Source organism: Cognatitamlana onchidii, assembly GCF_004804355.1.
Classification (GTDB): Bacteria; Bacteroidota; Bacteroidia; order Flavobacteriales; family Flavobacteriaceae; genus Cognatitamlana; species Cognatitamlana onchidii.
Map to the genome: position 1 here is coordinate 107,268 of NZ_SRWZ01000002.1, position 15,565 is coordinate 122,832.

Sequence of the window (15,565 nt, forward strand, 5' to 3'; positions counted from 1 at the left end):
AACAAAAACCGAATATAAAAACAATTCGGTTTTTGCTTAATCATGCTGCTATTAATCGTGGTAAAAAGGTTATTTATCTCCAGCTCCTTTGGTTACTTGTTCCATAACACGGTCTAAACTAAAGCTTCCTGGTTTTTGTCTTGGAGGAAACTCTTTAAAGCTTTGCAGCCAATTACCAACATAAAAGCCAGCAGGGGCAAAAACAAACATATGTTCAAATTGCCACTTCCCGTAACCTATAGCTTCATGGTGGGCTCTCTCAAATGGGTCGGATCTTAAGTTACCCACCATAGGCATACGTAATTGTTCGTAGGGGGCTTGCCATACGTGCATACCATGTGCATTTTGTCTTAAGAAAGTTATTTTCCAGTTATTGTAGCGTAGTGCAGCGCAAGAACCATCATCCGTCCAGTATAAAAACTCTTTACGCGGCCATTCAGATTCGCCTTTAAATGCAGGAATAAGGTTGTACCCGTCAAGGTGCACTTTGTAATTTCTATTTAAAGATTGTCCTTGCATCCCTTTTTTTAGTTTCTCCTTAACTTGTGTATCTCCAGCCGCGGCTAAAAAGGTAGGTAGCATATCCTCATGGGCGCCAATGTCATTAATAATTGTACCTGGTTTAATGACTCCCGGCCATCTTATAACCGTAGGTACTCTAAAACCACCTTCCCATTGCGTTGCTTTTTCTCCTGCAAACATGGTTGTTCCACCATCGGGCCAAGTAAATACTTCAGCACCATTGTCGGTAGAATACATGACGATGGTATTATCTGCAATTCCTAACTCTTCAAGCTTATCTAAAAGCTGTCCTACCATGGCATCGTGTTCAACCATACCATCAGCATAAACGCCTAGTCCAGTTTTTCCTTCAGATTCTGGTTTTAAGTGCGTCCATACGTGCATACGCGTACTGTTCCACCAAACAAAGAAAGGCTTGTCATCTTTTACGGCATCATCCATAAAGCGTAAAGCGGCGTCTGTCACTTCTACATCTACAGTTTCCATACGTTTTTTTGTTAATGGTCCTGTATCTTCAATTTTACCATCGGCAAACGAATGAATAACCCCACGAGGTCCAAAACGTTCTTTCATAGTCGATCCATCATCGAATTTGAAGTTTGTTGGATAGTCTGGTAATTCTGGTTCTTCCTCGGCATTTAAGTGATACAGGTTACCAAAAAACTCGTCAAAACCATGGTTGGTAGGCAGCATATCGTCCCTATCGCCTAAATGGTTTTTACCAAATTGACCGGTTACATAGCCATGGTCTTTTAGTAAAGCGGCGATAGTAGGATCCTCAATTTTCATACCCTCTGGAGCACCAGGTAAACCTACTTTTGTAAGTCCTGTTCTTATTGGCGATTGCCCGGTGATGAAAGCGGCACGACCAGCAGTACAGCTTTGTTGGCCATACCAATCTGTGAATGTGGCGCCTTCTTTTCCAATACGATCAATATTAGGCGTTTTATAGCCCATCATGCCCATATTATAGGCACTTACATTAAATTGACCAATGTCATCACCCCATATCACAAGGATATTTGGTTTTTTGTTTTTTTGAGCGAAAGATCCAAAAATAATACAAAATAGCATTATAATGGATAAACTTGTTTTCTTCATAAATTTGATTTTTGATGTTAATTTAAATACAAGATAATTATTTATCAGATTAGTTGCTATTAATCTTTAGTGCTTGTGTTTATTTTTTTAGCCTTAACCACCATTTTTAAGCATATGTTTTAGTAACTCTTGTGATGGTCGTCCAGTTTCCAGTAAACCATACTTTTGTTCGTATAAACGTATGGCATTTTGAGTGCTGGATTGCATTTTTCCGTTAATATCTCCAGGGTCATAGCCTAGGCGAACTAGGCATTTCTGAATTTCTAAGATGGTTCCTGATGTTTTTTCTTTTTGTGCGTCTTGTTTTTTACGTCTTTCATTTTCAGCTTGTTCCTGAGCAGCTTGTATTCTTTGTCTTTCTGCTTGCTGCCGTGCATAGGCTTCACGTTGTTTCTTTTCTTGGGCACCTTGCGCTAAACCTACAACCCCTCCAATAATAGCTCCTGTTTGCGCTCCATCGCGCCCACCAACCAAAGAGCCTAAAGCCGCACCTCCTAAAGCACCGCCAAAGGCGCGACCCATAACTTGAGCCTGTAATGTTGATTGACTTATCAAAGCAGTCGTTATAAATACGATGGTAAAAATGATATATTTAGGTTTCATGTGCGTTATTTTATTTGTTTTCCATTTTTCCATTCTTCTTCTTTAGTACTTCCATCTTTAAGGGTAAATGTAATCTTACCATCGGGTTCTCCCTGTACAAATTGGCCTTTGGCGATGTCGCCATTTGTTGCTGTATAGATACCAGAACCATCGGGTTTACCGTTTTTAAATGATCCTTCATAGCGTTCTCCAGTGACTGTAGTTAATAATCCAGAGCCTTCTGCTAAATCGTTTTTAAATTGCCCTTTATAGGTATCTCCATTGGGAAGTAGGAGGGTGCCTTGTCCGTCACGTTTTCCATTTACAAAGTCACCAAAGTACTCCTCTTTGCCGGGTGTAATTTGGTAGCCCGTGCCATGGGGTACATTGTTTTTTACCGCACCCTCGTAACTACCACCATCTGCGTTTATGGCTTTTATAAAGCCGTTCATGGCATCGTGTTTAAAGTCGCCTTCTACACGGCTTTTGTCAGGAAAAAGCATAACCCCTTTACCGTGCATCTCACTATGTTTAAAATCACCTTTATATTGGGCATAGCCATCGTCAACTTCAAAGTATAATGTTCCATAACCTTGGGCTTTACCCTTATTCATGGTTCCTGTAAACCTGCCTACAATTTTACCGTCTTTTAGCCAAACTAAAACGCCATTACCAGATGCTTGGTTATTCTCATCACAGCCTCCAGACCAGCTAATAGTCTCATTGCCAATTGGTTTAGAATTCCAAACTTTACAGTCCGTAATAGGGTCGTTAAGCCATGTGCCACTTGTATCCAAATGATTAGCGTTTTGGGCACTCGAAGGCGCACCTAGTCCTACTAATAAAATTAGGTATAACAAGGAGTGCATTGCATGGAATTGATATTTTGTTTTCATGAGCTATAAATTATTTACATTATAATTCAGTTACTTAACGAGGTCATTTTATTTAAGGTTTCGTAATCATAACAGGGCCCATAACACCAGTGATATAAATTCTATCTTCATCAATAGGAATAAATAAGCCACCTGCGGTGTTAAAAATAGGATTGTTCCCTAAGTTGGTTGTAGACACTTCTTTACCTGTATTCCAATCAACCGTTTGTAGCGCATAATTTCCTTCTTCGGCTATTGTAAGCGTTACTGTATTTGCTGAAGCAGAAACCGGATAGAGTGCCCATTGCAACCCACGTTGTATGGTCCAATCGCTTTTTAAACTGTAGGTTTCCTTATCCCAACTCCATTTTTCTACGCCAGTAGGAGGTTGTCTAGTCACACCTGCAGTTAAAACCGTTTCAAAAATTGCTAGTTTGTCATGTTCATCATAGACAGGGTCTGGCCAAGCAGAAGCCATCATCATAACGCCATTTCCGTAAATATGTGGCGACCACTCAATAGTTGCAGGAACATCTATTTTAAGTTTTATCTGGTCTGCAATTCGTCTTGATTTGGTGCCTTCTTTTTGTTTGAAATCTTCAGGGATGTCATCGCGCCAAAATGCGACCGCACTAATATCATCTCCAGCATCGGCAACAAAAACTAAATGGTCTTCATCAGGGCCATACCCCATTAAAGATGGTGTATTTCCTGAGCCTCTTGAAAGTGCTTTTGGATTGGGAACATAATCGTATTCTGATTTCCATGCGCCATCTTCTTCCTTATCCGATATTTTTTTACCGTCCCATACAATCTTCCGCATGTACTTTGAGGTTACACAATAAATCCCCCCGTTATCATCGATGCTAATACCATTATCTACCGCTTCACCTTCAAGAATAACATATTGCATATTTTCAAGGTTTCTGTCTAAAACAGCAATGATGCCAGGCATCGCCACAGCAATATTACCATCATAGGTCATCCCTAATGCAAATATTCTACTAATTTGTTTGGCTTCTTCTGGTGTTACGCCATCTTTGACATCAAATGCTTTTACAATTTCAATTTTAGAATTGATATCTCCAGGTGTTTTATCACTAACCTTGAATATAGAGGTTCCGAATCCGCAGAAATAGTTCCCTTCATGGTCCATCATGGTATATATACCATTTCCAATATTTGCTGAACTTTGCTTAATCGCTTTAACATGTTTTGCATAGGGCGGTAGGTATTTAGATTCATCGGTTCCACCGGCTATCATCTCATTAACGGTTGCTTCTATTTCGTTCTCAGAGGGTACGTCATAGTCATATCCAGGCACCACCACTTCATCAACCCATTCAAAAGCGCCATTAGTGATTTTGATTTTTCCAATTTTATTGGTTCCAGAAACAAACAAAGCTTCCTCACCATTACCATAAGGACGATGTACTGTACCTATGGAAGTTACCCATGGTAACCATTGTGTGTTTTCCGCCTTAATGGCTATGTTTTCATTCCAAGTTGCCCATTTGGTAACGTCACTTTGGGCAGGGTTTGAATGTACTGACGGATAACTACTATTCGCAATTAAGAAAGGATTAGTAGGAGGGAGTTGGTGACTAAGTTTTGTCGTTTTTATTTCTTCTTTTGCTTCTTCAGCCTCTTTTATTTGTTCTTTGCATCCAAGAAGCGTTATAAGTATGAGAAAAAATAGTATTAGGTTTTCTTTTTTCATTGAGATTAAATTTGTTTTCATTTTTATTCTCCAACCAAGACCGTTAATTTTTGTAAGGCCGTGTTTTTAAATGGTACAGCGTAGGTATCTTCTATAATAGGAGATCCTGTGTCTTGACCAACATCAAAGGTTTCCTCTATACTATAGGTGGCAGGAATGGTTTTAGGAATTTCTACTTTCCCCACACTTTTTCCGTTTATGAAAAGTTCGGCATCGCCTTTAAACTCACCTGTTTTTGTAAAGACCATTTTTAATTCTGATTTACCAACAGGAACATTCTCAGAGGACATGAGTACCGTTCTGTGCCCTATATAGTTATAGATATATATTAATTGATTATCTAAAATCATGAGTGCATATCCAGACGTACGGCCGCCAGCTGTGACTAGCATACCATCTGCACCAGAGGCGGGAATTTCCATTTCTGCAATTAACTCATGAGATTTGTTTTTCACTGGAGGTGCCACTGACTCATGCACACGAATTGCCGAAGGCGGCCAGTACACCAATTCTTTTTCTTGCGGAGCTGCTTGCGCTTGCATTTTAGCTAAGCGTGGTCCAACATCGCCATCTATAGGTAGTACATTGTTTTTGAGAGCCTCTTCTTTGAAAAGCGCTCTAAGTTCAGCGAGTTTTTCAGGATACTTATCGGCAACATTATTGCTTTGAGAAAAATCCTCTTTTAAATTATAAAGCTCCCATTTATCATCTTCAATAGATCCTGTAGCATTTAGTACCCATGGTCTTTTGCCTCTATGAAGCGTTACTGCAGTCCAACCATCGGCATAAATAGCGCGGTTTCCAAATAACTCATAGTACTGTACATTGCGGGTGTCTTTTGCTTTTGGTTTATTAAACGAATAGTTCATAGGCACCCCATCAAAAGGCATTTGTTTTACACCATCAATAACCTCTGGAGCTTCAACACCAGCAGCTTCAAGAATGGTTGGCGCAATATCAATAATGTGATGGTATTGTTCTCTTACTTGTCCGTTATTTTCTTTGTCAATACCTTTTGGCCAAGAAATAACCAAGGCATCTGCATTACCACCTCTATGAGCAGATTGTTTGTAATATTGAAATGGTGTGTTTCCAGCTTGGGTCCATCCGGCAGTGACGTGCCAAACGCCAATTTTATTACCCCATTCGTTCATGTATTGGCTATTGGTTTCATAAGGAATATTTGGTACCCCATTAAAAAAACCATTTTCGTTAAACGTACCATGTAAACCGCCTTCTCCAGAGCCTCCATTGTCTGAAGTAAAAATTACTACAGTGTTATCAAGTTCGCCTATTTTTTCAAGGTAATCTAAAACACGACCAAACTCATAATCTGTATAAGCTAATTGCCCAGCAAAAGCTTCCATTTGCCTGCCATACAATTCTTTTTCTTGATCATTAAGGGTTTCCCAAGCAGGAATGGTTTCGTCTCGAGGCGATAATTTTGTGCCTTTTGGTACAATACCCATTTCAATTTGGTTGGCTAATATTAATTCTCTGGCTTTATCATACCCCATATTAAATTTACCTTTAAATTTCTCTACCCAATTTTTTGGAGCTTGATGTGGGGCGTGTACAGCGCCGGTTGCCCAAAACATACAAAATGGTTTATCGTGGTCGGATGCTTTTAGCATAGAGATCCAATTGATTGCAGTATCGGCCATATCTTCATTTACATGATATCCCGGTTGATCATAATTGGGTTGCATAGGCGTATGGTCTATCCACATGATGGGGTTGAAGTTGTTCATATCTCCCGACATAAAACCATAAAAGTGTTCCCATCCATCACCAGAAGGCCAGCGGTCAAAAGGGCCAGCAAAGGTGCTTTCCCATTGTGGGGTATGATCCCATTTGCCAATAAACATGGTAGACCATCCTTCTCTTTTAAGGATTTCTGAAAATCCTTTAGCAGATTCTGGTGGGTGGGCGTTGTACCCAGGGAACCCCATTGCGGTTAGCGAGTGAGATCCCATACCAATGTTGTGATGGTTTCGTCCTGCTGCTATAGCTGCTCTTGAAGGTGAACATAAAGCGGTAGTATGAAAATTGTTAAAGCGTAAACCGTTCTTAGACAGCTTTTCTATAGTTGGCATTGGGGTTAGTCCTCCAAAGGCACTAGAATGCCCGAACCCCATGTCATCAATGAGCCAGATGAGTACGTTTGGGGCTCCCTCAGGCGCTTTTGTAGGTTCTGGCCAATATTCTTCAGAATCCGCTAATGTGGTTCCTATTTTACCTTTGAATTGTTTGTCTTGTGCATTCAAAACAAACACCGAGCATAAAAATACACTTAATATGGTTAGCTGGATGTTTTTCATTGTGTTTGAATTTTTTGATTATGGTTTGAAGTTGTTAGTTTTTGTTCGGTTAAACTTTATGTTTTATGTAATTATTTTCAAAATCTTCTAGTGTTTTACCTTCATGAATATTAAAATGCTTTAAGAATCCTAATACTTCGATAGCACCCATTAAATTCGTGAAATCTGGACTATCAAGATCTTTTTTAATATTTTCTTTTTTAGCCCACTCTTTAATAAATTCAAACGATTTATGTTCTGTATTTACATTGGAGGTATAAAGTGCATATACCGGCCATTTAACTAATCTGTCCATGGAGAGATTAAATTCATAAAGTTTATCTGTTGGGATATCAAATCGAAGCAATAGATAGTACATGGCTGGTTTTAAGCTTGGTTATTAATTTGTCCATGACAATTGGTGTGCCAAGAATGTTCTTTGGTTAGAAAAGAACCTGTAAAGTGCTTTAAATAAGCGGTTTTTGTATAGATATTTTTTTTCTTGAAGTTTTGCTAGCGAAAATAACTAACAACGATATATGGTTTTGCGCGATATATCGTGACTAAATATCGTAACAGACTAAGCTTTTTAAAACGCACTACGCTTAATTTATCGGCTAATATTTAGTTTTTTCATTTTAGACCGTAAAGTACTGGCGGGTAAATCAAGAATACTAGCAGCACCATTTTTTCCTGATATTTGTCCGTTACATTGCTCGAGAACCTTCACAATATAATTTCTTTCATAATCGGCTAGAGTTAAACTTAATTTCCCAATTGATTTAGGGCTCTTTCGACCTTCTATATTAAGATTATCATTTGCTGGTAGGGCTTCAGCTAGTTTTAATACAGGTCCATTGGTTGTAATTACAGCACGTTCAATAACATTTTTCAATTGACGAACGTTTCCTGGCCATTTATGGTTTGTTAAATCGTCCATTAGGTTTTGGGAAACCTCCTTAACATGGCGGTTATATTTATTATTAAATGCAGCAATAAAGAATTGAATCAATAAAGGGATGTCTGTTGCTCGGTTTCTTAAAGGGGGGATGGTAATAGGAAACACGTTAATTCTGTAATACAAATCAGATCTAAATTCGCCACTTTGCACCATCGTTGCTAAACTGACATTGGTTGCTGCAATGATTCGCGTATCAATAGTAATCCCTTTTTCGGCTCCTAAACGCTGTATCTCACCTTCTTGTAAAGCTCGTAGCAGCTTTGGTTGAAGACTTAATGGAAGTTCTCCAAATTCGTCAAGAAATAAAGTGCCCTTGTCTGCAAGTTCAAAAAGGCCGCGTTTTAGTTTATCAGCACCGGTAAAAGCACCTTTTTCATACCCGAATAGTTCACTTTCTAAAAGATCTTTTGGAATAGCGGCACAGTTTACCTTAACAAAAGGTTGTCCATGCCTCAAACTTTTTTTGTGAATTTCGTTAGCAAATAATTCTTTACCAACTCCGGTTTCGCCTTCCAGTAAAACAGGTACATTTAAAGGTGCCGCATCGTCTATCCTATTGATAACATAATTGAAATTCGGACTTTTACCAATAAGGGTATTCGAATCATGATATAGGGCAGATTCATTTTTAAGTTGAATGTTTTCTTGTTGTAGTTTGTTCTTTAAGATTTCTAAATCCCTATTAGCAATGCGTAAGCTTTCTTCCGTTTCTGCTAAGGCGGTTATATCATGACCGAAAAGGTAGATGTAACTATTGGCTTTTGAAGTATGCGAAGCTTTGACTTTTACAAAAGACCATGCAATAGACATTTCTTTATTGTTTTGTTTGAATTTAGAAATAATATTACCTGTAATGTTTTCTTCATTGAAGACCTGTGTTTCAAAGGTATTTATAGCACCGCTGGAAATGAGCATTTTGAGGTTAGTTGCTTTTTGAGTGTTATGGGTTAGAAACAAATTTTTAAAAAACGTATTGGTGTATAGGATTTCTCCGTTTAGATTAACAGAGACTACCATGGTATTGGTTTGATCGAGGATACGATTTAGGTTGTTTTTATAAAACTTGATTGACTTTTCAAGCTTAGATTTTTCTAGGTCGTGCGATACTAAAATGACCAATTGTGTTCCAATAATAAATACTGGAAACAAGTCCAAGTAGGTAAAACTAAAAAGTTGACGCCATGGTAAAATAGCGCCGAAATAATTGTATGCAATCTCTTCTAAAACAAATATGGTGTAATATATGGTCGCCAATAGCAAAGGTAATTGTAACTTATTTGTTGTATTGTATAAGTGTTTTAGAGCCACATAGCAACAATATATGGTTACCGCATATGCTGAATAGCTGAAGATATATTCCAAGCGAAACCAGTCAAACCTAATATGAAATTGAACCGTTATATAATAGAGAACTCCTAGGGCAGTTACAGTCCATGGTAATGTTTTTTTTCTGTAATTACATTCATAGTTGAAATACCAAGGAAATAAAACAAACATGCCAACAGCAACAAATAGGAACAACTCAAAATGTTTTATATCAAGGGTTCTTAATATAAAATAAGCCCCGGAGAAAATAGCAAAAAGCCCAAAAAACAATGGGGATTTAGAATTATGCTTAACAATACCCAACCATAAATAAGAAATTCCAGTGGTTATGGCTATCCCAGCAAAAAATATGAATATGTAATCTGATAACATAACTAAGTTATAAACTATTATTACTAAAAAGTGCTAGGCTCAACTAATTGGAGGCAGCCTTTATTTTTTGTTTTTCTAAATACTTAAAAAAGTAGGTAAGTGGAATAATGACTAAAAAAGAAATGGTCCAAACTGTTGGACTTATAGAAGCAAAAGGAAGGGAGATTAATGCCGCTGTGGGTTCTGGGAGGGAAGACAGTAAAAAGGTTTTCTCTTCTTTTTCGTCAATTTGATCGGATGTTAATTCGTTTTTTGTAGCATACATCCAATTATAGGCCCCAAGAAATCCCGCTACAGCTAAAAACACACTTTGCATTTGTAAGGCAAACTTTAAACCGTCCATTTCCATATCTATTCTAACAAAGTATAAATAAATCATTAAGCAAAACATTTGAAGAATAGTAAGCGAGGCATGTGCAGGGGTACTTCTTACTAAGTTACCAAGTTGCCTATTAAACTGTATCCAGTAAATTATAACCATAACAAGGCCAATGGCTATAACGATAAGTGTAGATACATGTTCTTCATATATCTGGGTTAATGTACTAAATTGTAGTTCAGGGTCATCGGGCCGAGGGAGTATTAAAAACGCCTGAAATATCATTAAGGCATATAATACATTAATAACTATAGTGAGACTTTTTAGTGTACCCTTACCGCGCTCTATTTGGGCCTTGGATGGTTCTTTTTTCATGGTTGGTTAAATACTTTAGTTTAAACCAATTTACAAAATTGAAACGTTTTAAAGTAATTGCTGATGCATGTTTTATAAAAAAAAGGGTATAGAATGCTCTATACCCTTAGTGCTATTATTGCGTTTGTGTATAAAAGTTATTGACTCATCATTAATCGTTTTGCTTCAGCCTCTAAATCCATATATGGTGTGCCTTCTACAGTAACCCCAACACCTTGAATAGTACCTCCTTCAAATTCACCGGGAGATTCATACAATTCACTCACGGCATCGCCACTATCATAACCAATACATAACCCATCACCAGAAAGTGTGAATTTTGCAGGCTGTGTTTTCATTGGGCCCTCAGCCACAACAGTTTCATTGATATACAATTTTGTATTACCTAGAGATTCTCCATATTCACCATGCTTGTCCTTGATAAATTCCATACCTAAGGTGTACTTTCCTGGTTTGAGCGTGACCTTAGAAGCAAAAACTTGCTCTGGTTTTATACCCAGAAAGTTATATACATAGTATAGCTTTTTATCTTTTATAAATAATGAGTGACCACCAAAGCGGGAACCATGGGCAAATAAAACACCTTCTGCATTGGCATTAGTAATTTCTACATTAGCAAGGATTTTATAATTTCTACCACGTACATTTACAGCGACGCCTTCAGGAACTGGAGCGGTATTTGGGTAATAGATGTAGCGATCTTTTGGTTTTTCTTGAGATGGTCTTTCAGTACCAAGTATTTCAGCAGCACTTCTGTCATCAAGTGGTAACACTTTATTGATTTCTGCTTGTTTAAACCATTCATCAATTAATTCTTGTAGTTTTTCTGGGTGTTCTTTAGCCAAATTGTTAGTTTCTGAACGGTCTTCGGCTACATGATATAGTTCCCAAACATCAGCATCAAAATTACTTTTTCCTGAAAGAGGGGAATGAACAGCCGCAGCCTTCCAACCATCTTTCCAAATACCTCTAGTCCCTAGCATACAATAGTATTGTACTTCCTTTTGGGTTGGGGCATTAGGTTCAGAGTCAAATGAATACACCATGGACACGCCCGATAAAGGGGTTTGTTTTACACCATTGTATACTTGAGGCATTTCTATACCACAGGCCTCCAGAAGCGTAGGCACGATATCTGTTGAATGGTGGTATTGATGACGAATTTCACCTTTCGCTTTGATACCTTTTGGCCAAGAAATAACCAATGGATCATTAGTACCCCCTGCATATTGAGAGTAGCGTTTAAACATTTTAAAAGGAGCGGAAAAAGCGGCAGCCCAACCAGTGGGAAAGTGGTTGTATGTATCTGGACCTCCTAAAACATCCATGTATTTTAAATTTTCCTCAAGACTATCGGGGTATCCATTAAAGAATTTATTTTCATTAACAGAACCATTGGGGCTTCCTTCCCCTGAAGCGCCATTATCGGCAGCATAAAGTACTATGGTATTTTCGAGTTGCCCCGTTTGTTCCAAATAATCAATTATGCGACCTACCTGTGCATCAGTATACTCAGAAAAGCCAGCATACACTTCTGCCATTCTTGAAAATAAACGTTTTTCATCGGCATTTAGTTCTTCCCATGGACGTACAAAATCAGCGGGGTTCGCCATATCTTCAGGCATCGGATTAAAATCGGCCATACCTGTATCTTCGGGAAGGATCCCTTTTTCCTTCATTCGAGTTACAACCCAATTTCTATAAGCGTCGTAGCCATCATCAAATTTCCCTTTATACTTTGCTGTATATTCAGCAGGAGAATGATGCGGTGCATGATTAGCTCCCGGGTTAAACCACATATAGAATGGTTTAGACGGGTTTGTTGCGTTTTTATTTCGCAACATGGTGATTGCTTGGTCCGCTAAATCTTTAGATAAGTGATAACCTTCCTCTGGGGTTGCCGGTGGCTCAATAAAGTGATTATCCATGACTAAATCTGGATACCAGTTATTAGTTTCTCCACCTAAGAAACCATAAAAGCGATCAAATCCAATTTGAGTTGGCCATTCACTTCTACTGCCTCCAGGAGCAACATCTTGCTCTGGAACATTGTGGTTTTTACCTATCCAAAAGGTGCTCCATCCATTATCTCTTAAAATTTGAGCAAAAGGGGCGCAATCATCAGGAACACGTCCATTAGATCCTGGGAAGCCGTCGGCCGTTTCTGTAATAGACGCCATACCGTTTAAATGATGATTTCTACCTGTTAATATGGTTGATCTGGTAGGAGAACATAGCGCAGTAGTGTGCCATTGTGTATAGGTTAATCCGTTTTCGGCAAGTCTTTCCATGGTGGGCATATTAATACGTCCTCCGTATGGAGACCAAGCCCCTAAGCCTGTGTCATCATATAAAACGAATAAAATATTAGGAGCTCCTTCTGGTGCGGATTTTGGTGTAAATGCAGACCAGTCGGATTCAGAATCCCTAATATCAAGGGCAATTTTACCTTTAAACCCATCTGAATTTTCAGAGGTGGGATTATCTTTTTTACCTTGTTCGCAACTTGTTAGGGAGGAAAATGAGAGACCTACCAATAACAAACAAGTAGCTATTTTGCAGATAATGCTGTTTTTGTTCATTTTTAAAGAGTTTAATTAATTTTGGCTAAGGTACTTTATAATTGTTAACATTTGTTAATACATGTGTGATTTTACTGTCAAGATCTAACTATCCTAAGTGATAAAAAAGGAACTTAGCATGTAAATCTTTTATTTTGAAGCTACCAATTCAGCAATTTTACAAATGACCTCAGTTGCTTTTATCATACTTTCTACAGGAACGTATTCATACCTACCATGAAAATTATGACCACCAGCAAATATATTCGGGCAAGGAAGCCCCATGTAGCTTAGTTGTGATCCATCAGTGCCACCTCTAATAGGTTTTATAAGTGGTTTAACACCTGCTTGTATCATGGCCCTCTCAGCTAATTCAACAATATGCATAACGGGTTCAATTTTTTCAAGCATGTTGTAATATTGATCTTTAATTTCAGTCGTAATAACCTCACGCCCGTACTGAGAATTAAGCTCGTTGGTCAGCTTAACCACCATTTCTTTTCTAGCTTCAAAATGACCTTTATCATGATCTCTAATAATATATTCTAAGGTGGTTTCTTCAACATTTCCTTTTATATCGTGTAGGTGAAAGAACCCTTGGTAGCCTTCTGTGTGTTCTGGGGTTTCCATTCTTGGTAAGGAATTAATAAACTCTGTGGCTATGTACATGGAGTTAACCATTTTACCTTTGGCATAACCAGGATGAACAATTTTACCTTGAACCTTTACTATAGCTCCCGCAGCATTAAAGTTTTCATATTCTAGTTCTCCTATTTGACTACCATCCATGGTATAGGCCCAATCGGCTCCAAATTTTTTAACATCAAATTTATGGGCGCCTCTACCAATTTCTTCGTCTGGCGTGAAGCCTACTTTTATGGTTCCATGTTTAACCTCTGGATGACTAATAAGATACTCCATTGCTGTAACAATTTCGCAAATACCAGCTTTATCATCAGCACCCAAAAGAGTGGTGCCATCCGTAGTAATTAAAGTTTGGCCTTTGTAAAGCAACAGGTCTTCAAAATAATCGGGAGAAAGTATAATGTTGCTTTCCTTATTTAAAATGATGTCTTTTCCATCATAGTTATCAACAATTTGAGGTTTTACATTAGCCCCAGTAAAATCGGGTGAGGTGTCGAAGTGAGAAATAAAACCAATGGTCGGTACGTCATAATCAAGGTTACTAGGTAATGTTGCCATAACATAAGCGTTTTTATCGATGCTTACATCGTGTATACCAATTGCTTTAAGTTCCTCAACCAATTTATTGGCTAAATCCCACTGCTTTTTTGTACTTGGTGTTGTTTTGGAAACAGGATCAGACTCTGTATCTATAGTAACGTAACTAATAAAACGTTTAATGATATGCTCTTTGGAAATCATAATGAAAATTGAAGTTTTGAATAGCTAATTTATAGCCTCTAAAATACAATTATTAAATTTTTAAATCTTAGGAATGGTGTATTTTTTAATTAGACTATTATAGCGTATTTTTGCACAAATAATACAGATGTACAAATTATTACTTCGCCCGTTATTTTTCTTGTGTGATCCTGAAAAAATACATCATTTTACATTTTCTTTAATTAAGTTTACTTCAAAATTACCCGGGTTGTCTGGGGTGTTCAGAGCTTTGTATGTGGTAGATGATAAACGTTTAGAAAGAAAACTATTTGGCTTGACGTTTAAAAACCCAGTAGGTCTTGCAGCTGGTTTCGATAAAAATGCGGTTCTGTATAATGAATTAGCTAATTTTGGTTTTGGGTTTATTGAGATAGGTACTGTAACTCCAAAGGGGCAATCTGGTAACCCTAAAAAACGCCTATTTAGATTAAAAGACGATCAGGGTATTATTAATCGAATGGGATTTAATAATAATGGTTTGGAGGCCGCAATTTCTCAATTAAAAAAGAATAAAGGACACTTAATAATAGGAGGGAATATTGGTAAAAATACAAATACGAAACCTGAAGATTATACCAAAGATTACCTAGAATGTTTTACTGAGCTGCATCCCTATGTGGACTATTTTGTACTTAATGTAAGTTGTCCTAATGTTGGGAGTCATGCCAAGTTAAATGACAAGGATTATTTAGAAGAGCTTATAGGAGCCGTACAAAAGGCTAATAAGACATTTGATGTTGAAAAACCAATTGTTTTAAAGATAGCGCCCGACTTAAATAACACGCAGTTAGATGAGATTATTGACCTAATAGAGGATACTGGGCTAGATGGCGTTATAGCTAGTAATACCTCTACCGATAGGAGCGGGTTAAAAGCTTCTAAAGAAAGATTGGAAGCCATTGGCAATGGAGGACTAAGTGGGCAACCCATAAAAGATAAAAGTACTAAGGTTATTAAATACCTTGCAGAAAACAGTAAAAAATCATTCCCAATAATTGGAGTAGGTGGTATACACTCTGAAAAAGATGCCTTAGAAAAAATAAAAGCTGGAGCCGACTTGGTTCAAATTTACACGGGCTTTATCTACGAAGGTCCTAGTCTAGTAAAACGCATTAACAAAGCCCTTTTACTTAATTAATAAATT

The 15,565-nt window shown here is 37.8% G+C and carries 11 protein-coding genes; 1 reads left to right on the forward strand and 10 read right to left on the reverse strand.

Annotation, left to right across the window (positions count from 1 at the left end; translation table 11 throughout):
* Nucleotides 1–69 precede the first annotated feature (69 nt).
* The 10 genes from E5D58_RS04330 to pepT all read right to left on the reverse strand — a co-directional run bounded on the left by E5D58_RS04330 (nucleotide 70) and on the right by pepT (nucleotide 14,400).
* The gene (locus E5D58_RS04330; RefSeq protein ID WP_136480618.1) at nucleotides 70–1,623 is read right to left on the reverse strand and encodes an arylsulfatase; all 1,554 of its coding nucleotides are present in this window, start codon (nucleotides 1,621–1,623) and stop codon (nucleotides 70–72) included.
* A gap of 93 nt (nucleotides 1,624–1,716) precedes the next feature.
* A complete protein-coding gene (locus E5D58_RS04335; RefSeq protein ID WP_136480619.1) occupies nucleotides 1,717–2,226 on the reverse strand; it encodes a peptidoglycan-binding domain-containing protein in 510 nt (169 codons plus the stop codon).
* A gap of 5 nt (nucleotides 2,227–2,231) precedes the next feature.
* The gene (locus tag E5D58_RS04340; protein ID WP_136480620.1) at nucleotides 2,232–3,101 is read right to left on the reverse strand and encodes an MORN repeat-containing protein; all 870 of its coding nucleotides are present in this window, start codon (nucleotides 3,099–3,101) and stop codon (nucleotides 2,232–2,234) included.
* 52 nt (nucleotides 3,102–3,153) lie between these two features.
* Nucleotides 3,154–4,800 (reverse strand): hypothetical protein, encoded by a 1,647-nt coding sequence (locus E5D58_RS04345; RefSeq protein WP_136480621.1) that lies wholly within the window; start codon nucleotides 4,798–4,800, stop codon nucleotides 3,154–3,156.
* Nucleotides 4,801–4,823: 23 nt separating this feature from the next.
* A complete protein-coding gene (locus E5D58_RS04350; protein WP_136480622.1) occupies nucleotides 4,824–7,121 on the reverse strand; it encodes an arylsulfatase in 2,298 nt (765 codons plus the stop codon).
* Between the two features lie 49 nt (nucleotides 7,122–7,170).
* Nucleotides 7,171–7,479 carry a hypothetical protein gene (locus E5D58_RS04355; protein WP_136480623.1) on the reverse strand — a complete coding sequence of 103 codons (309 nt, stop codon included), beginning with the start codon at nucleotides 7,477–7,479 and terminating at the stop codon, nucleotides 7,171–7,173.
* Nucleotides 7,480–7,710: 231 nt separating this feature from the next.
* Nucleotides 7,711–9,759 carry a sigma-54 interaction domain-containing protein gene (locus E5D58_RS04360; RefSeq protein WP_136480624.1) on the reverse strand — a complete coding sequence of 683 codons (2,049 nt, stop codon included), beginning with the start codon at nucleotides 9,757–9,759 and terminating at the stop codon, nucleotides 7,711–7,713.
* Between the two features lie 43 nt (nucleotides 9,760–9,802).
* Nucleotides 9,803–10,453: a hypothetical protein gene (locus E5D58_RS04365; RefSeq protein ID WP_136480625.1), complete on the reverse strand. Its 651-nt coding sequence runs from the start codon at nucleotides 10,451–10,453 to the stop codon at nucleotides 9,803–9,805.
* A 137-nt stretch (nucleotides 10,454–10,590) separates the two neighbouring features.
* A complete protein-coding gene (locus tag E5D58_RS04370) occupies nucleotides 10,591–13,035 on the reverse strand; it encodes an arylsulfatase (RefSeq protein ID WP_136480626.1) in 2,445 nt (814 codons plus the stop codon).
* 129 nt (nucleotides 13,036–13,164) lie between these two features.
* Nucleotides 13,165–14,400, reverse strand: coding sequence for a peptidase T (gene pepT / locus E5D58_RS04375; RefSeq protein ID WP_136480627.1), 1,236 nt, complete (start codon nucleotides 14,398–14,400; stop codon nucleotides 13,165–13,167).
* A gap of 127 nt (nucleotides 14,401–14,527) precedes the next feature.
* Here pepT and E5D58_RS04380 point away from each other — a divergent pair, with 127 nt between their 5' ends.
* Complete coding sequence (locus E5D58_RS04380) at nucleotides 14,528–15,559, forward strand: quinone-dependent dihydroorotate dehydrogenase (RefSeq protein WP_136480628.1); 1,032 nt, start codon at nucleotides 14,528–14,530, stop codon at nucleotides 15,557–15,559.
* Nucleotides 15,560–15,565: the final 6 nt, after the last annotated feature.